We start from the raw sequence: 25,037 nt of genomic DNA, 5'->3' as shown, positions 1-25,037 counted from the left end.
GCGAAGCCTCGTGCTTCAGTCGGGCCGGCTCAGGTGTTCCAGCACCGAGCGCGCGGCCACCGTCAGGTCCTGCTGCCGGCGCACGCACAGCAGGTGGCGGCGCACGGCCCAGGGCGCATCGAGCTTGAGGCAGCGCAGCTTGAGGATCTGCAGCTGCGGCAGGATGGCCGCATAGGGCAGCACGCCGATGCCCGCGCCCTGCTCCACCATGCGGCACACCATGTCGAAGCTGCCGACCTGCATGCGCACCTTGAGCGGCACCTGCGCCTCGAGCGCGGCGCTCAGCAGCACGCGGTGCAGCGCCGTGCCTTCGCGCACCACGATGTGCTCGTGGCGCAGCACCTCGTCCGCGCCGATGCGCTTGCGCCGGCCCAGCGGATGGTCGCGCGCCACCACCACGGCCAGTTCGTCGCTGCGGTAAGGCAGGCATTCGAGCGGATCGGCCGGCGTGTTGCCCTCGATCACGCCGATGTCGGCCAGGCCGGCCTGCACCGCCTTCACCACCTCGGTGCTCGCGCGCTCCTGCAGGTCGATCTTGAGCACCGGATGCAGCCGCAGGAAGGAGCCGATCTGCGCCGGCAGGAACTGCGCGATGGTCGAGGCATTGGCCGTGATGCTCACCACGCCCGCCACGCCGTTCTGGAAGTCGTCGAGTTCGGCGCCGAGCCGGTCCATGGCCGAGAGCACGGCGCGCGCATGCAGCAGCAGGCCATGGCCCGCCGAGGTGAGCGTGACGCCGCGCGCATGGCGCACCAGCAGCGGCAGCCGCGCGCGCGCCTCGAGGTCGGAGATGCGCTTGCTCGCGGCCGCGAGCGCGAGGTGGCAGCGCTTGGCGCCCTCGCTGATGCTGCCGTGGTCGGCCACGGCCACGAACAGGCGCAGCGAGCGGGTGTCGGGGGTCATGCGGGCAGGATGCCACAGGGGCCGGGCCGCCCCTCGCGAACGGCCGCGGAAAAAGAAAAAGGCCGCTGGGGTCAGCGGCCTTTTCTTTCGTCTTCGCTTGCGTTCTGCGGCGGGTCTTGCGGGCCCTTCGAAGAAGCAAAAAATTTGGAGCGGGAAAAGAGTCTCGAACTCTCGACCTCAACCTTGGCAAGGTTGCGCTCTACCAACTGAGCTATTCCCGCGAAGCCTCAGATTATATGCCCCAAAAACGCCATTTTCGAATCCGGGCAAAAAAATCTTCAAAAAACTTCGACGACACCGATCCGCCTACTGGCGCGCCGTGCGCACGTTGGCCGGCAGCGCCTGCGGCCAGCTGGTGCGAAACGGGTTGATGTCGAGCCCTCCGCGCCGCGTGTAGCGCGCGTACACCGCGAGCTTGGTCGGGTGGCAGCGCTTCCAGATGTCGGTGAACATGCGCTCGGCGCAGGGCTCGTGGAATTCGTTGTGGTTGCGAAAGCTCACGATGTAGGCGAGCAGCCCGGCCTGGTCGATGGGCGGGCCGCTGTAGCGGATCTGCACGCTGCCCCAGTCGGGCTGGCCCGTGACCAGGCAGTTGCTCTTGAGCAGCCGGCTGGTCAGCGTCTCGGTCACCGGCACCTGCGTGGCGTCGCTCGAGAGCAGCTCGGGCGCGGGCTGGTAGTGCGTGCACTCGATGTCGAGCCGGTCGAGGTCCAGGCCGTCGAGCTCGTGCACCGGCTCGCGGTCGAACAGCTCGGGCGCGACCAGCTTCACGCCGATGCCCGCCGCGCGGTCGCTGCCGCGCCACAGCGCCTCGGCCAGGTCGGTGCGCAGGCGTTCGCGCACGGCCTCGGCGTCGGCGAAGGCGGTGTTGTTGAAGCTGTTGAGGTAGAGCTTGAAGCTCTTGCTCTCGATGATGTTGGGCGTCTCGCAGGGCACGGTGAAGTGCGCGATCGCGAGCTGCGGCTTGCCGCGCGGGTTGAGCCAGCTCAGTTCGAAGGCGGTCCAGAGGTCGGCGCCGAAGAAGGGCAAGGCGCCGGCCGCGATGCCCATGGCCTCGCGCTGGGTGGCGCGCGCGATCGGGAACAGCAGCGTGGGGTCGTAGCGGTCGGCGTAGGCCGAGGCGCGGCCGAGCTGGGACTGCTCGGGCGTGTTGGGGTTGGGGGTGTGGGAGGCGTCGTGGCTCATGGATGGCGGGATGGCGTCGCGTTCAGGAACGGGACGATGTGTCGGGCAAGGATGGCGCAGACCTCGGGCGGGAGGTCGTGGCCCATGCCGGGAATGGGCACGAACTGCGCGCCGGGGATGCGGCGCGCCGTGTCCTGGCCGCAGGCGATCGGCACCAGCGCGTCGGGCTCGCCGTGCAGCACCAGGGTCGGGCACTGGATGCGGCCCAGCAGTTCGGGGCGCTCGGTGTCGGCGCCGATGGCGAGCATCTGACGGAACATGCCGGCCGGATGGTAGGCGCGGCGCATGGAAAAGCGCAGGCGCTCGGCCAGCGCCTCGTCGGTCTGCGGATAGGCCGGGCTCTGGATCAGGCGCAGCAGGCGGATGCTGTGCGCGATCAGCTCGTCCTCGCCGCGGCCCAGCGGGCGCCGCAGCAGCATCGCGGCCACCTCGCGGCGCGGACCGGGCAGACCGCGCGCGCCGCTCGAGCTCATGATGCTCACGAGGCTCTGCACGCGAGAGGGCGCGGTCGCGGCCATGCGCTGCGCGATCATGCCGCCCATCGAGGCGCCAACCACGTGCGCCTGCGCGATGCCCAGCGCGTCGAGCACGCCCAGCGAATCGGCCGCCATGTCCTGCAGCGTGTAGGCCGAGCGCACCGGCAGGCCCAGGCGCAGCCGGATGCTCTCCCAGACGATGTTGCCCACGCCCTTGTGGTCGAAGCCTTCGCTCAGGCCGATGTCGCGGTTGTCGTGGCGCAGCACGCGAAAGCCGGCGTCGACCAGCGGCTGCACGAAATCGCGCGGCCAGGCCACGAGCTGCATGCCCAGGCCCATCACCAGCAGGATCACCGGCCGGCCCTCGCCGCCGGTGTCGTCGACTTCGATCTGCAATCCGTTGGCCTGGACCTTCATCGCGGCTTTCTTGTGTTGCGGGCTAGCGGAACTCGCGTTCGCGCAGCCACTTGGTGGCGACCCACTTCTCGCCCGCGACCACGGGCGCGCCGCCGTGCAGCGTGCGGGTGGCGGGATCGGGATGGTCGTAGCTGAAGAACACGCCGGTGCCGCGCACCGGCGCGACCTCGAGGCCGACGTCGGGGAAGGTGGTGGCGCCGCCCTTCTCGGGCTCCTGCAGGTACATCACCAGCGTGGCGACGCGCTGGCCGCCGCGCTTGAGGATGGTGGGCGTGCCGGGCTCGCCGGGATCGAAATAGTCGTAGTGCGGCCGGTACTGCGCGCCGGGCGCGTAGCGCAGGATCTGCAGCCCCTCGCCGAACTCCAGCGGCCAGCGCAGCAGCAGCGCCAGGCGCTGCTCGAGCCGCTGCACGGTCTCGTTCTCGCCGCGCTCGAAGAACATGCCTTCGCTGGTGCGGTCGACGTTGAGCACCTCGCCGCCGGTCTTGGTCTCGACCGTGAGCGAGCGCGCGAGCCGCACGCGCGCGGCCGCGATCAGCGCCTCGCACTCCTCGGCCGACAGCAGGTTGCCGAAGACGATCACGCGCGGGTGCTTCATGGTCTGCAGCACCTGCACGCGGCGGTCGCCGGCATCGATGTACAGCGGCGAGCCCTCGAGGTCGGGGCCCGGCATCGAGGTGCGCGGCGGCAGCGCCGACGCGGCCCTGGATTCGGGAAAGCCGGCCTCGAGCTGGGCCAGCGCGATGTCGGTGGCGGCGTCGTGCCAGCCGGCCGCGCGCATCGAGGCGCGCAGCGCGGGCACCGAATGGCCGGCCGCGAGCTGGCTCACCAGCCAGTCGCGCAGTTCGGGACTCACGGACTGCGTCATGCGCGCGCTCCGGTTGCCTCGCCTGCTTCCCTCACATCATTCATACGAGTTTTCTCCTGAAGACCAGCCGTTCGGCCGTGGACACCTGGGCGTCGAAACCATAACCCTCGAGATCGAATTTTTCCAGCGCCTTGGGCGTGGCCGCGCGGTGCAGCACGGCCCAGCGCGCCAGCAGGCCGCGCGCGCGCTTGGCGAAGAAGCTGATGACCTTGTAGCGGTCGCCCTTCCACTCCTCGAACACGCATTCGACCACACGCGCCTTCAGTGCCTTGGTATCGACCGCGCGGAAATACTCCTGCGAGGCGGCGTTGATCACCACCGGCGTGCGGTCGGCCGCCAGCCGCTCGTTGAGGTGCTCGGCGATGCGCGCACCCCAGAAGGCATAGAGGTCCTTGCCGTGCCGGTTGGCCAGCGCGGTGCCCATCTCGAGCCGGTAGGGCTGCAGCCGGTCGAGCGGGCGCAGCACGCCGTACAGGCCGCTGAGGATGCAGACGTGGTCCTGCGCCCAGTCCAATTGCGCGGGCGTGAACGAGCGCGCGTCGAAGCCGCCGTAGACGTCGCCGTCGAAGGCGAAGGCGGCCTGGCGGGCGTTCTGCCCGGTGCTCTTGGGACGCCAGGCGGCATAGCGCGCCACGTTGAGGGCCGAGAGCTTGTCCGACAGGCGCATCAGCTCGGAGATCTGCTGCGGCGACTTCTCGCGCAGCAGCTTGATCAGTTCGACCGAGGGGCCCTTCGGGCTCTCGAAATGGGGTTGGGTGGCGGGGACTTCGGCGGGGACCGGGGTGTCGTAGTCGAGCGACTTGGCGGGAGAGAGCAGGAACAGCATCGCGGAATTATCTGTTGGCCCGCCCGCCCCTTGCGGCGCCGGTAAAATCGCCGACCTTCCCTGCCTCCGCGCGGCCCGCGGCCCGTACGACCTGCGTACCGGCGCCATGGCCGCATTGCCCCAAGCCCCCATGAGCGAACCCACCACACCCACCGCCCAACCCGGCCTCGAGAGCCTTTCCAAATCGTTCGAACCCGCGGCCCTCGAGGCGCACTGGGGTCCCGAATGGGAAAAGCGCGGCTACGCGCACGCGGGCTGGCGCGGCACCGGGAAGCCGAAGGCCGACGCCGGCGCGTTCTCGATCCAGCTGCCGCCGCCCAACGTGACGGGCACGCTGCACATGGGCCATGCGTTCAACCAGACGATCATGGACAGCCTCACGCGCTACCACCGCATGAAGGGCGACAACACGCTGTGGCTGCCGGGCACCGATCACGCGGGCATCGCGACCCAGATCGTGGTCGAGCGCCAGCTGCAGGCGCAGAACATCAGCCGCCACGAGATGGGCCCGACGCCGCAGGAAGCACGCAAGAACTTCATCGCCAAGGTCTGGGAGTGGAAGGAACGCAGCGGCAACACCATCACCCAGCAGATGCGCCGCATGGGCGACACCGTCGACTGGAGCCGCGAATACTTCACCATGGACGAGAAGCTCTCGCCCGTGGTGATGGACACCTTCGTCAAGCTCTATGAAGAGGGCCTGATCTACCGCGGCAAGCGCCTGGTGAACTGGGACCCGACGCTCAAGACCGCCGTGAGCGACCTCGAGGTCGAGAGCGAGGAAGAGGACGGCTGGCTCTGGCACATCGCCTACCCGCTGGAAGACGGCTCGGGCACGCTCACGGTGGCCACCACCCGGCCCGAAACCATGCTCGGCGACACGGCCGTGATGGTCCATCCGGAAGACGAGCGCTACAAGGCGCTGATCGGCAAGCAGGTGCGCCTGCCGCTGGTCGACCGGCTGATCCCGGTGATCGCCGACGACTACGTCGACAAGGCCTTCGGCACCGGCGTGGTGAAGGTCACGCCCGCGCACGACTACAACGACTATGCGGTGGGCCAGCGCCACCAGCTCGAGACCATCGGCATCCTCACGCTCGACGCGACCGTCAACGACAACGCGCCCGAGAAATACCGCGGCCTCGACCGCTTCGTGGCGCGCAAGGCCGTGGTGGCCGACCTCGACGCGCTGGGCCTCCTGGTCGAGACCAAGAAGCACAAGCTGATGGTGCCGCGCTGCGCGCGCACCGGCGCCATCGTCGAGCCGATGCTGACCGACCAGTGGTACGTGGCCATGACCAAGCCCGGCGCAGACGGCCAGTCGATCGCGCAGAAGGCGATCGACGTGGTGCGCTCGGGCGAGGTGCGCTTCGTGCCCGAGAACTGGATCAACACCTACAACCACTGGATGGAGAACATCCAGGACTGGACCATCTCGCGCCAGCTCTGGTGGGGCCACCAGATCCCGGCCTGGTACGACGACGAGGGCAATGTCTACGTCGCGCGCAGCGAGGAGGAAGCCCAGGCCAAGGCGCCCGGCAAGACGCTGCGCCGCGAGGAGGACGTGCTCGACACCTGGTTCTCCGCGGCCCTGTTCCCGTTCTCGACGCTGGGCTGGCCGAACCAGGGCACCGAGCCCACGAGCGACTACAACCTCTACCTGCCCTCGAGCGTGCTGGTCACGGGCTACGACATCATCTTCTTCTGGGTCGCCCGGATGATCATGATGACCAAGCACTTCACCGGCCGCGTGCCGTTCAAGGACGTCTACATCCACGGCCTGGTGCGCGACGCGCAGGGCAAGAAGATGAGCAAGTCCGAGGGCAACGTGCTCGACCCGGTCGACCTGATCGACGGCATCGAGCTGCCCGAGCTGCTCGACAAGCGCACCCAGGGCCTGCGCAAGCCCGAGACCGCGCCCACGGTGCGCAAGAACACGCAGAAGGAATTCCCCGAGGGCATCCCGGCCTTCGGCGCCGACGCGCTGCGCTTCACCTTCGCTTCGCTGGCCTCGCTGGGCCGCAGCATCAACTTCGACAGCAAGCGCTGCGAGGGCTACCGCAACTTCTGCAACAAGCTGTGGAACGCCACCCGCTTCGTGCTGATGAACTGCGAGGGCCAGGACTGCGGCCTCAAGGAGCACACGAAGGAAGAGTGCAAGGTCGGCGGTCCGGCGCACGGCTACCTGAAGTTCAGCCGCGCCGACTACTGGATCGTCTCGCAGCTGCAGCGCGTCGAGGCCGAGGTCGCCAAGGGCTTCGAGGAGTACCGGCTCGACAACGTCGCCAACGCGATCTACCAGTTCGCCTGGGACGAGTTCTGCGACTGGTACCTCGAGATCGCCAAGGTGCAGATCCAGACCGGCGACGATGCCCAGAAGCGTGCCACGCGCCGCACGCTGATCCGCACGCTCGAAACCCTGCTGCGCCTCGCGCATCCGGTGATCCCGTTCATCACCGAGGAGCTGTGGCAGAAGGTCGCGCCGGTGGCGGGCCGCACGGGCGAATCGGTGATGGTGGCGGCCTATCCGCAGAGCCAGCCCGAGCGCATCGACGAGGCCGCCGAGGCCTACGTGGCGCGGCTCAAGGCGCTGGTGGACGGCTGCCGCACCCTGCGCGGCGAGATGAACGTCTCGCCCGCGCTGCGGCTGCCGCTCTATGCCGTGGCCGACGACGCCGAGGGCGCGGCCTTCCTGCGCGAGGCCGCGCCGGTGCTGCAGGCGCTCGCCAAGCTCAAGGAAGTGCGCGTGTTCGACGACGAAGCCGCCTGGGCCGCGGCCGCCGAGGTCGCGCCGGTGGCCGTGGTCGGCAATGCCCGCCTGTGCCTGCACATGGAGATCGACAAGGTGGCCGAGCGCGCGCGCATCGGCAAGGAGATCGCCCGCATCGAGGGCGAGATCGCCAAGGTCAACGGCAAGCTCGGCAACGAGGCCTTCGTGGCCAAGGCGCCGCCGGCCGTGATCGAGCAGGAGCGCAAGCGCCTGGCCGACTTCACGGCCACGCTGGAGCGCCTGCGCGACCAGCTTGTGCGCCTCGGCTGACATACGGGCTTGTCCGCAGGCCGGTAGGATGGGTGGCCGATGCAGAATCGGCCAGGCGGCGGACCGGTTCCGCCGCCGCAGTTCCGGACGGCCCCCGCGGCCCTCACTCCTTCCTTCATCCTGAACGAACCGACACCGAATTGCCCATGTCCACCTCCCCGACGCGCATCCGCAAGGCCGTATTCCCCGTTGCAGGCTTCGGCACCCGCTTCCTGCCGGCCACCAAGGCCCAGCCCAAGGAAATGCTGCCGGTGGTCGACAAGCCCCTGATCCAGTACGCCGTCGAGGAAGCCTATGCCGCGGGCATCCGCGACATGATCTTCGTGACCGGCCGCAACAAGCGCGCGATCGAGGATCACTACGACACCGCCTACGAGCTCGAGAGCCAGCTCGAGGCCAGCGGCAAGGATGCGCTGCTGAACATCGCACGCTCGGTGATGCCCGACGACATGACCTGCTCCTACGTGCGCCAGCCGCGCATGCTGGGCCTGGGCCACGCGGTGCTGTGCGCCGAGCACCTGGTGGGCAACGAGCCCTTCGCCGTGCTGCTGGCCGACGACCTGATGGTCGGCCCCACGGGCGGCGAACCGGTGCTGGCCCAGATGACCGCGGCTTTCGCGCGCCTCGGCGGCTCGCTGCTGGCGGTGCAGGAAGTGCCGCTCGAGCACGTGAAGCGCTATGGCATCGTGGCCGGCGACGCCATCGAGGACGGCCTGGTCAAGGTCAACCGCATGGTCGAGAAGCCGAAGCCCGAGGACGCTCCCTCGCGCCTGGGCGTGGCTGGCCGCTACATCCTCACGCCTGGTGTGTTCGCCGAGATCCGCGAGCAGCCCAAGGGCGCGGGCGGCGAGATCCAGCTCACCGACGGCATCGCCGCGCTGATGAAGAAGGAATCGGTCTACGCCTATTCCTACAAGGGCGTGCGCTACGACTGCGGCAGCAAGGAAGGCTTCCTGCAGGCCAGCGTGGAGCTGGCGCTCGCGCATCCGGAAGTGGGCGGGCAGTTCCGCGAGTACCTCAAGAGCCTGAAGCTCTGAACCGGGTCGCTCCAAATCGAAAGGCCGGGCAGCGATTCCCGGCCTTTTTGCTTTTCGATGCCGTGTCGCGCGCGGCCTCAGCGCCGCTTCAGCACATGGATGAAGTCGGTGCCAACCGTCTGCTGTTCCATCAGCGCATTGCCGGTCTGGCGCGCGAAGGCCTGGAAGTCGCGCACCGAGCCGGGGTCGGTCGAGACCACGCGCAGCAGCTGGCCGCTGGCCATGTCGTTGAGCGACTTCTTGGCCTTGAGGATGGGCAGCGGGCAGTTGAGCCCGCGGGTGTCGATTTCGCGGTCGACGTCCATGCTCAGGCTCCCTTGCCGACGGGCGGCTCGGGCGGCAGATTCAGGCCGCGGCGGCGTTCCTCGTTCTCGGCCGCGGTGAAGAACACCGGCTCATGGCCGCGCGTGCGCAGCCAGTCGGCCAGCGCATAGCCCGTGCCGGCGGGCCAGCACTTGAGGTCGGGCAGGTCGTAGAGGCGGTAGTCGACCAGCTCGGGCGAGAGCCTGACCTCGCCATCGGCCACCACGTGGTAGGCGATGATGACCTGGTTCATGCGCTGGAAGTCGTAGGCGCCGACGATCTTCGTCGCGCTCACGTCGAGGTTGGTCTCTTCCTTGACCTCGCGCGCGATGCCTTCCTCGGGCGTCTCGCCGGCCTCCATGAAGCCGGTGATCAGCGCGAACATCTTGCCGGGCCAGGCCGCGTTGCGCGCCAGCAGCACCTGGCCGCGGTATTCGACGATGGCGGCCAGCACCGGCGTCGGATTGTTCCAGTGCGTGTGGCCGCAGTTGGGGCAGCGCAGGCGCTCCTTGGGACCGCCGTCTTCCATCAGCGCGATCCATTCGAGCGGCGTGGCGCAGGCCTGGCAGAACTTGGGATGGGGCATGGGGTGGCTCTTGTTCTTTCTTGTCTCGTTCCGGGGAACCGCCGGCGCGCCGCGTGGCGCACCGGGGTGCTGGCATCAGGCGGGGAAGACGCCGGTCGACAGGTAGCGGTCGCCGCGGTCGCAGACCACGAACACGATGGTGGCGTTCTCGACCGTGTTGGCGACCTGCAGCGCCGCCCACAGCGCGCCGGCGGCCGAGATGCCGCCGAAGATGCCCTCCTCGCGCGCGAGGCGCCGGCACATCTCCTCGGCATCGTCCTGGCTCACGCTGATCTCCTGGTCGACACGGCTCGGGTCGAAGATCTTCGGCAGGTATTCGGCCGGCCACTTGCGGATGCCGGGAATGCGCGAGCCCTCGGCCGGCTGCGCGCCGACGATGCGGATCGCGGGGTTCTTCTCCTTGAGGAAGCGCGACACGCCCGTGATGGTGCCGGTGGTGCCCATGGCGCTCACGAAGTGCGTGACCTTGCCCTGGGTGTCGGCCCAGATCTCGGGGCCGGTGGTCTCGTAGTGGATGCGCGGGTTGTCGGGGTTGGCGAACTGGTCGAGCACGCGGCCCTTGCCCTGCGCCACCATCTGCTCGGCGAGGTCGCGCGCGTATTCCATGCCGCCGCTCTTGGGCGTGAGCACGAGCTCGGCGCCGAAGGCCTTCATGGTCTGGGCGCGCTCGATCGAGAGGTCCTCCGGCATGATCAGGACCATGTGGTAGCCCTTCACGGCCGCGGCCATCGCGAGCGCGATGCCGGTGTTGCCCGAGGTGGCCTCGATCAGCGTGTCGCCGGGCTTGATCTCGCCGCGCTCCTCGGCGCGCTTGATCATCGAAAGCGCCGGACGGTCCTTGACCGAACCGGCGGGGTTGTTGCCCTCGAGCTTGCCGAGGATCACGTTGTTGCGCCGCGCGTTCTCTTCGGCGTTGATGCGCTGCAGCGCGACCAGCGGCGTGCGGCCGATGGCGTCTTCGATGGTGGGGTACTTGTGGGTCATGACTGCGTCCGGTCGGCCGCGCGGAAGGCGCTGGTTGCCGCCCCGGAGGGTAGCGGATATGCAAAAGAATCAGCTTCGGGACGGTTCATCATTCCACTGTGCCATAATTTTGGGCTTCCTTCCTGCCGTGCCCGGGTGGTGAAATTGGTAGACGCAGGGGACTCAAAATCCCCCGCCGCAAGGCGTGCCGGTTCGATTCCGGCCCCGGGCACCACACACGGCGCCTTCTTTTCCGGTGTCCTTCGCGGACTCCGCCTCCCCTCTCAGATTTCCTCGCGCAGCCCGGTATGCACCGTCGGATGCGCGAGCCGCACGCGCAACTCGCGCTTGAGCCGCGTGTTGTCGAGTCGGCGCGATTCGCCCATGAAGCTCAGCAGTTGCAGCGGCAGCTGGCGCTCGGCCTCCTCGCGCGCCACGCGCGGCGGGCGCGGCATGCCGTAGAGGTCGGCCGCGAGGTCGATGTAGTCGCCCATGCGCAGCTCGGTGTCGTCCGAGGCATGCACGATGCGCTGCGGCCGGCCGCGGAACAGCGCCGCGATGCAGGCGCGCGCGAGGTCGTCGGCATGGATGTGGCTGGTGTAGACGTCGTCCTCGCGCCGCAGCACCGGCGTGCCGCGCTGCAGCCGCTGGCGCGGCGTGCCGCCTTCGCGGTCGGGCGCGTAGATGCCCGGGATGCGCAGGATGCTGGCGCGCACGCCCGTGCGGGGGCCGAACCCGCGCACGGCGCGCGCGGCATCGACGCGCCGATGGCTGCGCGGCGTGTCGGGGCGCACGGCGCGGGTCTCGCTCACGCGCGCGCCACCGCAATCGCCATAGACGCCGCTGGTCGAGCCGTAGACCAGCGCGTCGGGCAGCGCGCGCAGCCGCAGCGCGCGCACCAGCGCGGCGGTGCGCTGGTCGCGCCACCAGGCCGAGCCGCTGTCGCGCGGCGGCGGCGCCAGGTGCAGCACGCGCGTGCCCAGCGCCGACAGGCGCCGCAGGGTCTTCGGATCGTCGAGATTGCCGATCAGCGGCCGGATGCCCGCGGCGCGCAAAGCGCTCACGCGCTCGGCCGAGGAGGTGAGCGCCACCAGCGACACGCGCCCACGCAGATCGCGCGCCACGCGCTGGCCGACGTCGCCGCAGCCGACGATCAGGAGACGCGTCCGGCGGAAGCGCGCCGGCAGCGCGCCGGAGGGGCTATGGATTGAAGGCAAAATTCGGGTTCCCTTTTCTTTTTCAGCCCCCATGTAACGGGCTGATCCAAGCCGAAGAATACCGATGACTGTTGCAGCGCCGCATGAGGCGGGCTTTTCCATCACCGTCGAACCCAGCGGCCGCCATTTCGTGGCGCAAGGCGACGAAACCATCCTCGCTGCCGGCATCCGCCAGGGCATCGGCCTGCCCTATGGCTGCAAGGACGGCGCCTGCGGCTCGTGCAAGTGCCGCAAGCTCTCGGGCGAGGTCGAGCTCGGCCCGCACCAGAGCAAGGCCCTGAGCGCGGAGGAACAGCTCGCGGGTTTCGTGCTGACCTGCTGCGCCCGCGCGCGCAGCGACGTGGTGCTCGAATCGCGCCAGGTGACCGAGGCCGGCGCCCATCCGATCCGCAAGATGCCGGTGCGGGTGCTCGCGCTCGCGCGCAAGTCGCACGACGTGATGCAGGTGCGCCTGCAGCTGCCGGCCGGCGAGCCGCTGCAGTTCTACGCGGGGCAGTACGTGGAATTCATCCTGCGCGACGGCGCGCGCCGCAGCTACTCGATGGCCAATGCGCCGCACACGCTGGGCGAGCCGGGCACGGGCATCGAGCTGCACCTGCGCCACCTGCCGGGCGGCAAGTTCACCGACCACGTGTTCCTCACCATGAAGGAAAAGGAGATCCTGCGCATCGAGGGCCCCTACGGCAGCTTCTTCCTGCGCGAGGACTCGGACAAGCCGCTGATCCTGCTGGCCTCGGGCACCGGCTTCGCGCCGATCAAGGCGCTGCTCGAACACATGAAGTTCAAGGCCATCGACCGCCCCGCCACGCTCTACTGGGGCGGCCGCCGGCCCGAGGACCTCTACATGGACGACTGGGTGCGCGAGCAGCTCGCGCAGATGCCGAACCTGCGCTACGTGCCGGTGATCTCCAACGCCACGCCCGAGGACAACTGGACCGGCCGCACCGGCTTCGTCCATGCCGCCGTGCTGGAAGACTTCGCCGACCTCTCGGGCCACCAGGTCTATGCCTGCGGCGCGCCGATCGTGGTGGACTCGGCCAAGCGCGACTACGTGGCGCTCGCGGGCCTGCCCGAGGAAGAGTTCTTCGCCGACGCGTTCACCACCGAGGCCGACAAGGCACTGCCCTGAGCGTGGCCGGGCGGCGCGCCGGCTAGGGATAGCCACGCTGCAGACGCAGCGCGGCGCGCCGACAATCCGGGGCATGACAACCCGCAAGACCTTCCTCGCCACCCTCGCCCTCTCCACGCTCGCCCTGGCCACCGGCGCCCCCGCCCTGGCCCAGCAGCAGCGGCCGATCCGCCTCGTCGTGCCCTACGCGGCCGGCGGCCCCATCGACGTGACGGCGCGCGCGCTGGCCGAACGCGTGCGCGACACGCTCGGCGGCCCGGTGATCATCGACAACAAGCCCGGCGCGGGCGGCAACATCGGCGCCGACATCGTCGCCAAGGCCGCGCCCGATGGCCTGACCATCGGCATCGCCGCCACCGCCACCAACGCGGTGAACCCCTGGCTCTACAGCAAGATGCCCTTCAACGCGGCGACCGACTTCGCGCCGATCACGCAGATGGTCCGCGTGCCCAACGTACTGGTGATGAACGCCGAGACCGCGCAGCGCCTGAAGATCGCCACGCTCAAGGACCTGATCGCCTACGCCCGGGCCAACCCCGGAAAGCTCAACTACGGCAGCGGCGGCAACGGCAGCGCCGGCCATCTGGCGGGCGAGATGTTCAAGAAGGCCGCCGGCATCTTCGCGGTGCACATCCCCTACAACGGCGGCAACCCGGCGCAGTTGGCGCTGGTGTCGGGCCAGGTCGACTTCAACTTCGACAACCTCGCCACCGCCGCGCCCAACATCCGCTCGGGCAAGCTCAAGGCGATCGCCGTGACCACCCTGCAGCGCAGCAGCGCCCTGCCCGAGGTGCCGCCGGTGTCGGACACGCTCAAGGACTTCTCGATCGACACCTGGTGGGGCCTGGTCGCACCGGCCCACACGCCGCCGGACGTGATCGCCAAGCTCAACCATGCCTTCGTCGACGCACTGAACGCGCCGGAGACGAAGTCGCGCTTCGCGCTGCTGCTGGCCGAACCGGTGGCCAGCACGCCCGCGCAGTTCGGCGCCTTCATGAAGAGCGAGCTCGGCAAGTACGAGCAGGTGGTGAAGGCCACGGGCGCGAAGGTCGACTGAGCTCGCACCCACAAGACAAAGGGCGGCCGGTGCCTCGCACCGCCGCCCTTTTTTTGCGTGGCCTCGAAAGGCCAACCGTGCCGCTTACTCGCCCAGGTACGCCGCGCGCACCTTCGGATCGCTGAGCAGGCCCTTGGCATCGCCCGACATGGTGATCAGGCCCGACTCCATCACGTAGCCGCGGTCGGCCAGCTGCAGCGCGCGGTTGGCGTTCTGCTCGACCAGCAGGATGGTCACGCCCTGCGCGGCAACGGCCTGCACCACCTCGAAGATCTTGTCGCACATGATCGGCGACAGGCCCATGGTGGGTTCGTCGAGCAGCAGCACCTTGGGGCGTGCCATCAATGCGCGGCCCATGGCCAGCATCTGCTGCTCGCCGCCCGACATCGTGCCGGCCAGCTGGTCCTTGCGCTCGCGCAGCCGCGGGAAGGTCACGAAGACGCGCTCCATGTCGCTCGCGATGCCGGCCTTGTCCTTGCGGATGTAGGCGCCGATCTGCAGGTTCTCGGTGATCGTCATGCGCGTGAACACGCCGCGGCCCTCGGGCACCATCACCAGGCCCTCGCCCACCAGGTCCCAGGCGCCGCGGCCCTTGATGCTGCGGCCCAGGAACTCGATGTCGCCCGCGCCCGCGGGCAGCGTGCCGGTGATCGCCTTCATGGTGGTGGTCTTGCCGGCGCCGTTGGAGCCGATCAGCGAGACCAGCTCGCCCTCGCGCACCTCGAAGTCCACGCCCTTGACGGCCTGGATGCCGCCGTAGCCGACCTTCAGGCCGCTGACCTTGAGCAACACCTTGCCCGCGGCCTTGCGTTGCGAAGCGCCCGCCGCGACTTCCTCTTGGGTTTGCACTGCTGCGCTCATCTCAATGTCCTCCGGTGCCGAGGTAAGCCTCGATCACCTTTTCGTTCTTCTGTACATCCGCCGGCGTGCCTTCGGCGATCTGCTTGCCGTAGTCGAGCACCGTGACGCGGTCGCACAGGCCCATGATCAGCTTCACGTCGTGCTCGATGATCAGGATGGTGCGGTCGTCGCGGCGGATGCGGTCGATCAGCTCGCGCAGCTGGACCTTCTCGGTCATGTTCATGCCGGCCGCGGGCTCGTCGAGCGCGATCAGCTGCGGGTCGGTGGCCAGGGCGCGCGCGATCTCGAGGCGGCGCTGGTCGCCGTAGCTCAGGGTACGCGCCTTGTAGTCGGCGAACTTGCCGATGCCCACGTAGTCGAGCAGTTCCTGCGCGCGCTGGGCAATGGCCTTCTCCTCGGCCTTGAAGGCGCCTGTGCGCAGCATCGCGCCGACCACGCCGGAGCGGGTGCGGATGTGGCGACCGACCATCACGTTCTCGAGCGCCGTCATCTCGGCGAACAGGCGGATGTTCTGGAAGGTGCGCGCGATGCCGGCCTTGGCCACCTCGTGCACGGCCGTGGGCTGGTAGGGCTTGCCGGCGAGCTCGAAGCTGCCGCTGTCGGGCGTGTACAGGCCGGTGATGACGTTGAAGAAGGTGGTCTTGCCGGCGCCGTTGGGGCCGATCAGGCCATAGACCTGGCCGCGCTGGATGGTGATGCCGACGTCCGAGAGGGCCTGCAGGCCGCCGAAGCGCTTGGAGATGCCGCGGACGTTGAGGATGGTGTCTGCCGTGCTCATGGGATGCGTCTCCTGGCTCACGGATTGATCGACATGGAACGCGAGGCGCCACCGGGCACTTCGTCGGCCGGCGAATCGACGCCGGGCGCGTGGGTCTGCAGCGAGCCGGGCGCGACCGCAGCATGGGCCGGGTCGACCGCCGCGGCGCCCTTGCGCTGCAGCGTCTTGCCATGCTCGGGCGAGGGCCACAGGCCGCGCGGACGCACCAGCATGATGACGATCATGGCCAGCGCGATGAACAGCTGGCGCAGGATGGAGGCGTCGAGGCGGCCGTCGGTCAGCGCCTGCAGCGGGCCGGCGACGTAGCGCAGCACCTCGGGCAGGGCCGCGAGCAGCACGGCGCCCAGGATCACGCCGGGCAGGTGGCCGATGCCGCCGAGCACGACCATGGCGACGATCATCACCGACTCCATGAGGCTGAACGACTCGGGCGAGACGAAGCCCTGGAAGGCCGCGAACATCGCGCCCGACACGCCGCCGAAGCTCGCGCCCATGCCGAAGGCCAGCAGCTTCATGTTGCGGGTGTTGATGCCCATCGCCTTGGCGGCGATCTCGTCCTCGCGGATGGCCATCCAGGCGCGGCCGATGCGCGAGACCTGCAGGCGGTGCGAGATCACGATGGTGACCACTACCAGCGCGAGGAACAGGTAGTAGTACAGCGTGACCGAGGAGATCGTGAAGCCGTCGAACTTCAGCGCCTTGCCCAGGTCGAGGCCCCAGAACTTGATCGAGTCGATCGAGGTGATGCCCTTGGGACCGTTCGTGATGTTGATCGGCTGGTCGAGGTTGTTCAGGAACACGCGGATGATTTCGCCGAAGCCCAGCGTCACGATCGCGAGGTAGTCGCCGCGCAGCTTCAGCGTGGGCGCGCCGAGCAGCACGCCGAGCAGCGCGGCCAGCACGAAGGCCAGCGGTATCACGATCAGCAGCGAGGTGTGCATGCCGTTCGGGAAGGTGGCCTTGAACCACTCGAAGGTCTCGGACAGGTGGCCCGAGCCCATGAGCGCGAACAGGTAGGCACCGACCGCGAAGAAGGCGACGTAGCCCAGGTCGAGCAGGCCGGCGTAGCCGACCACGATGTTCAGGCCCAGTGCCAACAGCACGTAGAGCAGTGCGATGTCGGCGATGCGCACCCAGGCATTGCCCTGGCTTTGCAGCAGCAGCGGCAGCGCGAGCACGGCGATGACGCCGACCAGGTAGAGCGCGAGGTTCTTGCTGTTCTTCATGATGGCAAGTTCCTTCAGGCGCGGTCGGCCACACGTTCGCCGAGCAGGCCGGCGGGGCGCAGCGTGAGCATCACGATCAGCACGATGAACGCGAAGATGTCGCTGTAGTTGCTGCCGAGCACGCCACCCGTGAGGGTGCCGATGTAGCCCGAGCCGATGGCTTCGATGAGCCCCAGCAGGAGGCCGCCGACGACCGCTCCCGCGAGGTTGCCGATGCCGCCGAACACGGCCGCGGTGAAGGCCTTGAGGCCGGGAAGGAAGCCCATCGCGTGCTGCGCGATGCCGTAGTTGGAGGCGTACATGACGCCCGCGATGGCCGCGAGCACGGCACCGATGATGAAGGTGGCCGAGATGACCATGTCGGGGCGGATGCCCATCAGCGCGGCCACGCGCGGATTCTCGGCGGTGGCGCGCATCGCGCGGCCGAGCTTCGTGTAATTGACCAGCCACATGAGGATGGCCAGCGAGACCGCGGTGACGCCGAGGATCATCACCTGCGTCGGCGAGATGACGGCGCCGGCGATGTGGATGGGGTCCGAGGGCAGCAGCGTCGGGTAGGCCTTGTTGGTGGGCTTCCAGATGATCATCGCCAGCGTCTGCAGCAGGATCGACATGCCGATGGCAGTGATCAGCGGTGCGAGCTTGGGCGAGTTGCGCAGCGGCCGGTAGGCGACCTTCTCGATCACGAAGTTCAGCGTGGCGGCGACGACGCACGCGATGACCAGCGCGATGATCAATATCAGCCAGCCCGGCGTGCCGGGCATCGACGACTGCATGAGCCCGATGATGGACCAGCTCGTGAGCGCCCCCACCATGAGCACTTCACCGTGCGCGAAATTGATCAGATTGATGATGCCGTACACCATGGTGTAGCCCAAGGCTATCAAGGCGTACATGCTGCCGAGAACCAGACCGTTGATGATCTGCTGCAGCAAGATGTCCATAAAGAAGATTCCTCTGTGTTGCACCGTTGCGGGGTGCCATTCACCCACCGTGGCACCGGTTTGGCGCCTTGGCTTGACAAGCAAAAAACCAGCCAGCATGTGGTGGCTGCCGATTTAGTGGGCGGGATTGTAGTCACGGGCCAGCGCCGATTTGGTGCGCATCGACGGGGGTTTACCCGCTGACGTCATGCGCTTTGCGCTTGTATCCATGCACGCCTTGCGTGCACGCCGCAAGGGCGTATCAGTCGCCCTGTTCGGCGTTCCGGCGGCGCAGTTCGCGCAGCTTCTCGCCGATGCGGATCTCGAGTCCGCGATCGACCGGTTCGTAGAAGACCTGACCCTGCAGGCCATCGGGCAGGTACTGCTCGCCGGCCGCGAAACCGCCCTCCTCGTCGTGCGCGTAGCGATAGCCCTTGCCGTAGTCGAGCTCCTTCATTAGCTTGGTCGGGGCATTGCGCAGATGCATGGGCACGGGCCGCGTGCTGTCCTTCTTGACCAGCGCGCGCACCGCGTTGTAGGCCGTGTAGACCGCGTTCGACTTGGGCGCCATCGCGAGGTAGACCACGCACTGGGCCAGCGCGAGTTCGCCCTCGGGCGTGCCCAGGCGCTCGTAGACCTCGGCCGCGTCGAGCGCGAGCCGCAGCGCGCGCGGATCGGCCAGGCCGATGTCCTCGCTCGCCATGCGCACCAGCCGGCGCGCCATGTAGCGCGGATCGGCGCCGCCGTCGAGCATGCGCACGAACCAGTAGAGCGCGGCATCTGGATCGCTGCCGCGCACCGACTTGTGCAGCGCGCTGATGGTGTCGTAGAACTGCTCGCCGCCCTTGTCGTAGCGCCGCATGCGCTCGCCGAGCACGCGCAGCAGCCATTCGTCGCCGATGGCCTCGAGCTTCTCGGCGCGTGCCGCGACGGCCAGCGTCTCGAGCGTGTTGAGCAGCCGGCGCGCATCGCCGTCGGCATAGGCGATCAGGCGCTCGAGCGCGGCGTCCTCGATGGCGGGCAATGCGTCGATGGCCTGCGCCTTCGCGACGATCTGCTTGAGGTCGGCTTCGCCGAGCGACTGCAGCACATACACGGCGGCCCGCGAGAGCAGCGCCGAGTTGACCTCGAACGACGGGTTCTCGGTGGTGGCGCCGATGAAGGTGAAGAGGCCCGACTCGACGTGCGGCAGGAAGGCGTCCTGCTGGCTCTTGTTGAAGCGGTGCACCTCGTCGACGAAGACGATGGTGCGCCGCTGCTCGAGCCCGTCGCGCGCAGCGGTCGCGCGCTCGACCGCCTCGCGGATGTCCTTCACGCCACCGAGCACCGCGCTGATGCTCAGGAACTGCGCATCGAAGGCATCGGCCATCAGCCGCGCGATGGTGGTCTTGCCGGTGCCCGGCGGGCCCCAGAGGATGCACGAATGCGGCTGGCCCGACTCGAAGGCGATGCGCAGCGCCATGCCGGGTCCGAGCAGGTGCTGCTGGCCGATGACTTCACCGAGCGTGCGCGGACGCAGGCGCTCGGCCAGGGGTTGATGCGAGCTGACGGCCAAGGACGAAACGTTCGGGTGAGAGGGTGGATTACTGCTTGACGACGTCCGCGCCGGTGGGCACCTTGAAGTCGAAGGTGGCGGCGGGCAGCGCGGGATTGACCTCGACCTTGCTGAACTTGAGCACCGAGCGCTGGCCGAAGCTGTCGAGGATCTCGAGCGCCGCGAGCGCGTCGCCCTGGAAGCCGACCTGCACGTTCTGCAACTGGCCGTCCTTGTTCTTCGGCGTGGCCTTGACCCATTGCAGGCCGTCGCGCTCGGGCACCGCCTCGAGCGCGAAGTCGGCCTGCAGCGCGCGCAGGTCGGGCGCGGCGGCGATCAGGGCCGCGGGCGTCGAACCCAGGGCCTGCGCCTGCGCGCGCTGCGTGACCTGGTTGAGGTCGGCGTCGTAGAGCCACAGCGTCTTGCCGTCGGCCACGATGCTTTGCGCGAAGGGTTTCTTGTAGTCGAACTTGAAGCGGCCGGGTCGCTGGAATTCGAAGGTGCCGCTCGAGGTCTTGACGCGGCCGGCCTGGCCGTCGCGCGGCGGCGCGGTCACGGTCTGGGTGAAGTCGGCGCGGCCGGACTTGGCGGACTTGACGAAAGCCTCGAGGCTTTCCATGCCGCCGGCCCATGCATGGGCACCGCACGCGAGGAGAAGGCCCGCGAGGAGCCAGGGACGAGTCTTCATTCTTTCAAACCTTCGAAGCTGAACACCGCATCGACCTTACCCCGGCGGCCATGGCCGTCCTTGTAGGGCTTGATGAAGATTTGCAATGGGCAGCGAGCTTGTGCAAGCCGTATCTCAACACGTAACGGAACGGACACGGGATCGCGTGGGCGTGCCTATTCGGCGCGCGCGGGCACGAGGATCTCGCGCTGGCCGCTGCCGCTCATGGCGCTCACCAGGCCGGCCTTCTCCATGTCCTCGACCAGCCGCGCCGCGCGGTTGTAGCCGATCTTCAGGTGGCGCTGCACCAGCGAGATGCTGGCCTTGCGGTTCTTGAGCACCACCTCGACCGCCTGGTCGTACATCGGGTCCTTCTCGCTGTCGCCGCCGCCGCCGAGCAGGTCGCCGTCACCGTCGCCGTCGACCGTGCCGCCTTCGAGCACGCCCTCGATGTAGTCGGGCTCGCCCTGGCTCTTCAGATAGGCCACCACGCGGTGCACTTCCTCGTCGCTCACGAAGGCACCGTGCACGCGCACCGGCAGGCCGGTGCCGCTGGGCATGTAGAGCATGTCGCCCATGCCGAGCAGCGCCTCGGCACCCATCTGGTCGAGGATGGTACGGCTGTCGATCTTGCTCGAGACCTGGAACGCGATGCGGGTCGGGATGTTGGCCTTGATGAGGCCGGTGATCACGTCGACGCTAGGGCGCTGCGTGGCCAGGATCAGGTGGATGCCGGCGGCGCGCGCCTTCTGCGCGAGGCGGGCGATCAGCTCTTCGATCTTCTTGCCGACCACCATCATCAGGTCGGCCAGCTCGTCGATCACCACCACGATGTGCGGCTCGCGGCGCAGCGGCTCGGGATCGTCGGGCGTGAGGCTGAAGGGGTTGTAGATGAACTCCTCGCGCGCCTTGGCCTCGTCGATCTTGGTGTTGTAGCCCGCGAGGTTGCGCACGCCGAGCTTGCTCATGAGCTTGTAGCGGCGCTCCATCTCGGCCACGCACCAATTGAGGCCGTGCGCGGCCTGGCGCATGTCGGTGACCACGGGTGCGAGCAGGTGCGGGATGCCTTCGTAGACCGACATTTCCAGCATCTTGGGGTCGATCATGAGCAGGCGCACGTCGCGCGCCTCGGCCTTGTAGAGCAGGCTCAGGATCATCGCGTTGATACCCACCGACTTGCCCGAACCGGTGGTACCGGCCACCAGCACGTGCGGCATCTTCGCGAGGTCGGCGACCACGGGGTTGCCGATGATGTCCTTGCCCAGGCCCATCGTGAGCATCGACTTGCCCTCGTTGTAGACCTGCGAGCCGAGGATCTCGCTGAGCTTGATCGACTGGCGCTTGGCGTTCGGCAGTTCGAGCGCCATGTAGTTCTTGCCCGGGATGGTCTCGACCACGCGGATCGACACCAGCGAAAGCGAGCGCGCGAGGTCCTTCGCGAGGTTGACGATCTGCGAGCCCTTGACGCCGGTGGCGGGCTCGATCTCGTAGCGCGTGATGACCGGGCCGGGCGAGGCGAGCACGACGCGCACCTCGACGCCGAAGTCCTTGAGCTTCTTCTCGATCATGCGCGAGGTCATCTCGAGCGTGTCGGAGGAGACGGTCTCCTGGCGCGCCTGCGCGGCATCGAGCAGGTCGACCTGCGGCAGCTTGTTGTCGGGCAGTTCCTTGAACAGCGGCTTCTGGCGCTCCTTGGCGACACGGTCGCTCTTGGGCACCTCGGTCATCGCGGGCTCGATCTGCACCGGCGGCGATGCGGGGCGGCGCTTGGCGCGCGGCTCGATGCGCAGGTCGTCCATGTCGGGCACGGCGGCGGACTGATGCTCGCCATCGATCGAGGGCTCGACGGCGCCGCGCGGCACATAGGCCGGCTCGTCGTCGACCTCGGCGCGGCGCTCGCGCACGGCCTTCTTGCCCAGTGCGATGTCGGCGGCGACCTCGCGCTTCTCGCGCCGCGATTCGAACAGCGAATACACGCGCGCGCCGATGCGCTCGGCAATCTGGCTCCACGAGAAGCGGAACACCAGCGCCGACCCGATCACGCCGCCGGCGATGGCCACCAGCGCCGAGCCCGTGAAGCCCATCCAGCGCACGCTCGCGGGACCGACCAGCAGGCCGATGGCGCCGCCGCCCGAGCCAGGCAGGTGCGACTCGAGCCGGTACAGGCGCGACCACTCGAGCATGGTGCTCGCGCACAGCAGCAGCACGAGCCCGAACCAGAAGGCCAGGCGGCTGCGGTTGAAGCGGCCGCGCGGCGCGGGATCGCCCCGGGGGCCCTCCTCGCCGCCGCGCATCCAGCTCGCGAGCGAGGACAGCCAGGCGCGCAGCCCGGCTGCCAGGCACCACCAGACCGAGTAGCCGGCAAGGAAGTAGCTGCCGTCGGCCACCCAGGCGCCGATACGGCCGCCCCAGTTCTTGATCTCGCCGCCGGTGCCCGAGGTCGACCAGGCCGCATCGGAGGGCGTGAAGCTCAGCATGGCGAGCAGCCAGAACAACAGCGCCGCGAAACCGGCGATCAGGGTGATCTCGTGGGCGAAGCGCATGGCCCGCACACGCACGGGCGCACCTTCGCCGGCCGTGGAAGAGTGAAGCGTATTGAGCGAATAGGTCATGAAATACTGGCGGCCAGACCGGCGGGACGCGGGTCTGGCGGCACGAACACTACAACGAAAAGGGCCGCGGCTATTCTGCCGCGTCCACGGGCCGCGGCAGTTTCGCTCACACCTTCTTTCACGCCCTCGCGCCGGCTCAGGCCAGCGACAGCAGGCGCTCCTTGACGATCATCGAGCCGTCCTCGAGGGTCTGCACGAAACCGCGCTCCTCGAGATCCTTCATCACGCGGCTCACCATCTCGCGCGAGGCACCGACCATCTTCGCGAGGTCCTGGCGCGAAATCTTCTCGCGCACCTTGAGGTTGCCGGCGCCATCGTCGACCGCGAACTCGAGCAGCGAGCGCGCGACACGGCCGTAGACGTCCATCAGCGCGAGCGACTCGATCTTGCGGTCGGCATGGCGCAGGCGCTGCACCAGGCCGCGCATGATGTTGTAGGCCATCGAGGAGTTCTCGGGCAGGCAGCGCGCGAAGGCTTCGCGGCCCAGCATCAGCACGTCGCACTGGATCTCGGTGCGTACCGTGGCCGAATGCGGCTCGTCGTCGATCAGGCTCATCTCGCCCAGATAGTCGCCGGGATGCAGCGTGGCGAGGATGACCTCGCGGCCGCGGCTGTCGGCACTGGTCACGCGCGCTCGCCCGGTCAGGATGATGTAGAGCGCATCGGACTTCTTGCCCTGCTCGACCACGACCTCCGCGCGCTTGAAGCGCTTCTTGATGATCGCATCCGCAATGCTTGCGGACTGCGAAGGAGTCAGCGACGCGAACAGCGGAACGCGCCGGAGCAATTCAAGGTTGGACAGCATCGACATTCATTCAATCCCTGGTACCGCGCGCTCCTGCGGTCGGGCCATCGGCGCGCCGATGGATTACTACAATCGCGCGCATTGAAAACACCGTGCACTCGGTGGTTGATCCGAGCGGCGATACTCCCCATGTATCGCTACCACCCTCAAAATGTACACGCTGAATCAGCGCAATTCCTAGGTTTTTACGCACCATGTCCGCTTCCCAACATGCCAAGGTTTTAATTCTGGGCTCAGGTCCCGCCGGTTATACGGCCGCCGTTTATGCGGCGCGTGCAAATCTTCAGCCTTTGCTGATTACCGGCATGGCCCAGGGCGGGCAATTGATGACGACCACCGAGGTCGACAATTGGCCGGCCGATGTGCATGGCGTGCAGGGGCCCGACCTCATGCAGCGTTTCCTGGAGCACGCCGAGCGCTTCAAGACGCAGATCGTGTTCGACCACATCAACAAGGTCGACCTGAGCAAGCGCCCCTTCACGCTCACCGGCGACAGCGGCACCTACACCTGCGACGCGCTCGTGATCGCCACCGGCGCGTCGGCCAAGTACCTGGGCCTCGAATCCGAACAGAAGTTCATGGGCCGCGGCGTGTCGGGTTGCGCCACCTGCGACGGATTCTTCTATCGCGAGCAGGAAGTCTGCGTGATCGGCGGCGGCAATACGGCGGTCGAGGAAGCGCTTTATCTTTCGAATATCGCCAAAAAAGTAACGCTGGTGCATCGCCGCGACAAATTCCGCGCGGAACCCATCCTGATCGACAAGCTTCATGAAAAAGAAGCCGAGGGCAAAATCGAGTTGAAAGTACACAATACGCTCGACGAAGTTCTGGGCGACGATTCCGGCGTGACCGGCATCCGCATCAAGAACACGCAGACCGGCGCGACCGAACAGATCGACCTCAAGGGCTGCTTCATCGCGATCGGCCACCACCCGAACACGGACATCTTCCAGGGCCAGGTCGACATGAAGGATGGCTACATCGTCACGCGTTCGGGCCTGCAGGGCTTCGCCACCATGACCAGCGTGCCGGGCGTGTTCGCCGCCGGCGACGTGCAGGATCACATCTACCGCCAGGCCATCACCAGCGCCGGCACGGGCTGCATGGCCGCGCTCGATGCGCAGCGCTTCCTGGAGCAGGACGGCACGCTCTGAGTCGCCAGGCTCCTCGACGAGGCGGGCCTTGCGCCCGCCTTTTTCATGGCCCCGCCTTCGGCTTCCCTGCCGGTCCGCCAAAAGGGCTATAATCCGAGGCTTTGCCGAAATCGCACCCTCCTGGGGCCAGCGGCAATCCGGGGTACCGCCACCCGTTTCTGGCGAGGTCAAGCTGCAAAACACCCTCGGCCACTGCCGTCGAGCCGGTGCCAGCTGTTCAAGAAAGAGTGTCCTCATGGCACGCGTATGTGAAGTCACGGGCAAGGGCCCGATGGTGGGAAACAACGTTTCCCACGCCAACAACAAAACCAAGCGCCGGTTCCTGCCGAACCTGCAATACCGTCGTTTCTGGGTCGAAACGGAAAACCGCTGGGTTCGCCTGCGTGTTTCGAGCGCTGCCCTGCGCCTGATCGACAAGAACGGCATCGACGCCGTGCTCGCAGACCTGCGTGCACGCGGCCAAGCTTAAG

23 protein-coding genes and 2 tRNA genes are annotated in these 25,037 nt (G+C 68.0%); 7 read left to right on the top strand and 18 right to left on the bottom strand.

Annotated elements, in window-relative coordinates:
• Positions 1 to 15 precede the first annotated feature (15 nt).
• The 6 genes from ACEN9J_RS28710 to yaaA form a co-directional block, all read right to left on the bottom strand.
• Entirely contained in the window at positions 16 to 903 is an 888-nt protein-coding gene (locus ACEN9J_RS28710) for a LysR family transcriptional regulator (RefSeq protein ID WP_057592917.1), read from the bottom strand.
• A 145-nt stretch (positions 904 to 1,048) separates the two neighbouring features.
• Positions 1,049 to 1,124: transfer RNA gene (locus ACEN9J_RS28705), tRNA-Gly, on the bottom strand.
• An 85-nt stretch (positions 1,125 to 1,209) separates the two neighbouring features.
• Positions 1,210 to 2,088, bottom strand: a complete 879-nt coding sequence (gene queF / locus ACEN9J_RS28700; RefSeq protein WP_413762692.1) for an NADPH-dependent 7-cyano-7-deazaguanine reductase QueF — start codon at positions 2,086 to 2,088, stop codon at positions 1,210 to 1,212.
• Positions 2,085 to 2,981: an alpha/beta fold hydrolase gene (locus ACEN9J_RS28695; protein WP_093355674.1), complete on the bottom strand. Its 897-nt coding sequence runs from the start codon at positions 2,979 to 2,981 to the stop codon at positions 2,085 to 2,087. The genes queF and ACEN9J_RS28695 overlap by 4 nt, the downstream gene beginning before the upstream one ends.
• 22 nt (positions 2,982 to 3,003) lie before the next feature.
• Positions 3,004 to 3,849, bottom strand: coding sequence for a 2OG-Fe(II) oxygenase (locus ACEN9J_RS28690; protein WP_413762691.1), 846 nt, complete (start codon positions 3,847 to 3,849; stop codon positions 3,004 to 3,006).
• 40 nt (positions 3,850 to 3,889) lie between these two features.
• Positions 3,890 to 4,675, bottom strand: a complete 786-nt coding sequence (yaaA, locus tag ACEN9J_RS28685) for a peroxide stress protein YaaA (protein WP_413762690.1) — start codon at positions 4,673 to 4,675, stop codon at positions 3,890 to 3,892.
• A 130-nt stretch (positions 4,676 to 4,805) separates the two neighbouring features.
• Here yaaA and ACEN9J_RS28680 point away from each other — a divergent pair, with 130 nt between their 5' ends.
• Together ACEN9J_RS28680 and galU are read left to right on the top strand one after the other, a co-directional pair.
• A complete protein-coding gene (locus ACEN9J_RS28680) occupies positions 4,806 to 7,715 on the top strand; it encodes a valine--tRNA ligase (protein ID WP_413762689.1) in 2,910 nt (969 codons plus the stop codon).
• Between the two features lie 146 nt (positions 7,716 to 7,861).
• On the top strand, positions 7,862 to 8,752 hold the full coding sequence (gene galU / locus ACEN9J_RS28675) for a UTP--glucose-1-phosphate uridylyltransferase GalU (RefSeq protein ID WP_413762688.1): 891 nt from the start codon (positions 7,862 to 7,864) through the stop codon (positions 8,750 to 8,752).
• A 77-nt stretch (positions 8,753 to 8,829) separates the two neighbouring features.
• Here the strand turns inward: galU and ACEN9J_RS28670 are convergent, their stop codons facing one another.
• The 3 genes from ACEN9J_RS28670 to cysM all read right to left on the bottom strand — a co-directional run bounded on the left by ACEN9J_RS28670 (position 8,830) and on the right by cysM (position 10,625).
• Positions 8,830 to 9,057 carry a sulfurtransferase TusA family protein gene (locus ACEN9J_RS28670; RefSeq protein WP_057592910.1) on the bottom strand — a complete coding sequence of 76 codons (228 nt, stop codon included), beginning with the start codon at positions 9,055 to 9,057 and terminating at the stop codon, positions 8,830 to 8,832.
• Between the two features lie 2 nt (positions 9,058 to 9,059).
• Positions 9,060 to 9,641 carry an NUDIX domain-containing protein gene (locus tag ACEN9J_RS28665; RefSeq protein WP_296737057.1) on the bottom strand — a complete coding sequence of 194 codons (582 nt, stop codon included), beginning with the start codon at positions 9,639 to 9,641 and terminating at the stop codon, positions 9,060 to 9,062.
• A gap of 75 nt (positions 9,642 to 9,716) precedes the next feature.
• Entirely contained in the window at positions 9,717 to 10,625 is a 909-nt protein-coding gene (cysM, locus tag ACEN9J_RS28660; protein ID WP_057592908.1) for a cysteine synthase CysM, read from the bottom strand.
• A 129-nt stretch (positions 10,626 to 10,754) separates the two neighbouring features.
• On the opposite strand from cysM, the gene ACEN9J_RS28655 reads away from it, so the two are divergent.
• A tRNA-Leu gene (locus tag ACEN9J_RS28655) sits at positions 10,755 to 10,839 on the top strand.
• Positions 10,840 to 10,888: 49 nt separating this feature from the next.
• Here the strand turns inward: ACEN9J_RS28655 and ACEN9J_RS28650 are convergent.
• Positions 10,889 to 11,821 (bottom strand): NAD-dependent epimerase/dehydratase family protein, encoded by a 933-nt coding sequence (locus ACEN9J_RS28650; RefSeq protein WP_413762687.1) that lies wholly within the window; start codon positions 11,819 to 11,821, stop codon positions 10,889 to 10,891.
• A 64-nt stretch (positions 11,822 to 11,885) separates the two neighbouring features.
• On the opposite strand from ACEN9J_RS28650, the gene ACEN9J_RS28645 reads away from it, so the two are divergent.
• Both ACEN9J_RS28645 and ACEN9J_RS28640 read left to right on the top strand, forming a co-directional pair.
• Entirely contained in the window at positions 11,886 to 12,950 is a 1,065-nt protein-coding gene (locus ACEN9J_RS28645; RefSeq protein ID WP_413762686.1) for a CDP-6-deoxy-delta-3,4-glucoseen reductase, read from the top strand.
• 73 nt (positions 12,951 to 13,023) lie between these two features.
• Entirely contained in the window at positions 13,024 to 14,007 is a 984-nt protein-coding gene (locus tag ACEN9J_RS28640) for a Bug family tripartite tricarboxylate transporter substrate binding protein (protein WP_209547380.1), read from the top strand.
• Between the two features lie 84 nt (positions 14,008 to 14,091).
• Here the strand turns inward: ACEN9J_RS28640 and ACEN9J_RS28635 are convergent, their stop codons facing one another.
• From ACEN9J_RS28635 to ACEN9J_RS28600, 8 genes are all read right to left on the bottom strand, one after another.
• Complete coding sequence (locus ACEN9J_RS28635) at positions 14,092 to 14,868, bottom strand: ABC transporter ATP-binding protein (RefSeq protein ID WP_057595015.1); 777 nt, start codon at positions 14,866 to 14,868, stop codon at positions 14,092 to 14,094.
• 1 nt (position 14,869) lies between these two features.
• Positions 14,870 to 15,646: an ABC transporter ATP-binding protein gene (locus ACEN9J_RS28630; protein WP_057595043.1), complete on the bottom strand. Its 777-nt coding sequence runs from the start codon at positions 15,644 to 15,646 to the stop codon at positions 14,870 to 14,872.
• Positions 15,647 to 15,663: 17 nt separating this feature from the next.
• Positions 15,664 to 16,872: a branched-chain amino acid ABC transporter permease gene (locus tag ACEN9J_RS28625; RefSeq protein WP_296740943.1), complete on the bottom strand. Its 1,209-nt coding sequence runs from the start codon at positions 16,870 to 16,872 to the stop codon at positions 15,664 to 15,666.
• A 14-nt stretch (positions 16,873 to 16,886) separates the two neighbouring features.
• A complete protein-coding gene (locus ACEN9J_RS28620; RefSeq protein ID WP_057595017.1) occupies positions 16,887 to 17,816 on the bottom strand; it encodes a branched-chain amino acid ABC transporter permease in 930 nt (309 codons plus the stop codon).
• A gap of 241 nt (positions 17,817 to 18,057) precedes the next feature.
• Positions 18,058 to 19,350: a replication-associated recombination protein A gene (locus ACEN9J_RS28615; protein WP_057595018.1), complete on the bottom strand. Its 1,293-nt coding sequence runs from the start codon at positions 19,348 to 19,350 to the stop codon at positions 18,058 to 18,060.
• Between the two features lie 28 nt (positions 19,351 to 19,378).
• Positions 19,379 to 20,017: an outer membrane lipoprotein chaperone LolA gene (lolA, locus tag ACEN9J_RS28610; protein WP_057595019.1), complete on the bottom strand. Its 639-nt coding sequence runs from the start codon at positions 20,015 to 20,017 to the stop codon at positions 19,379 to 19,381.
• A gap of 155 nt (positions 20,018 to 20,172) precedes the next feature.
• Entirely contained in the window at positions 20,173 to 22,608 is a 2,436-nt protein-coding gene (locus ACEN9J_RS28605; protein WP_413762685.1) for a DNA translocase FtsK, read from the bottom strand.
• Positions 22,609 to 22,744: 136 nt separating this feature from the next.
• Complete coding sequence (locus tag ACEN9J_RS28600; protein ID WP_057595021.1) at positions 22,745 to 23,419, bottom strand: Crp/Fnr family transcriptional regulator; 675 nt, start codon at positions 23,417 to 23,419, stop codon at positions 22,745 to 22,747.
• A gap of 188 nt (positions 23,420 to 23,607) precedes the next feature.
• Here ACEN9J_RS28600 and trxB point away from each other — a divergent pair, with 188 nt between their 5' ends.
• Positions 23,608 to 24,567: a thioredoxin-disulfide reductase gene (gene trxB, locus ACEN9J_RS28595; RefSeq protein ID WP_057595022.1), complete on the top strand. Its 960-nt coding sequence runs from the start codon at positions 23,608 to 23,610 to the stop codon at positions 24,565 to 24,567.
• 235 nt (positions 24,568 to 24,802) lie between these two features.
• Positions 24,803 to 25,036: a 50S ribosomal protein L28 gene (gene rpmB / locus ACEN9J_RS28590; RefSeq protein WP_028251282.1), complete on the top strand. Its 234-nt coding sequence runs from the start codon at positions 24,803 to 24,805 to the stop codon at positions 25,034 to 25,036.
• Position 25,037: the final 1 nt, after the last annotated feature.

It is taken from the genome of Variovorax sp. Varisp41 (assembly GCF_047325085.1).
Classification (GTDB): domain Bacteria; phylum Pseudomonadota; class Gammaproteobacteria; order Burkholderiales; family Burkholderiaceae_C; genus Variovorax.
Note: the sequence above shows the minus strand (reverse complement) of the source record. Positions and strands in the feature narration are given on the sequence as shown.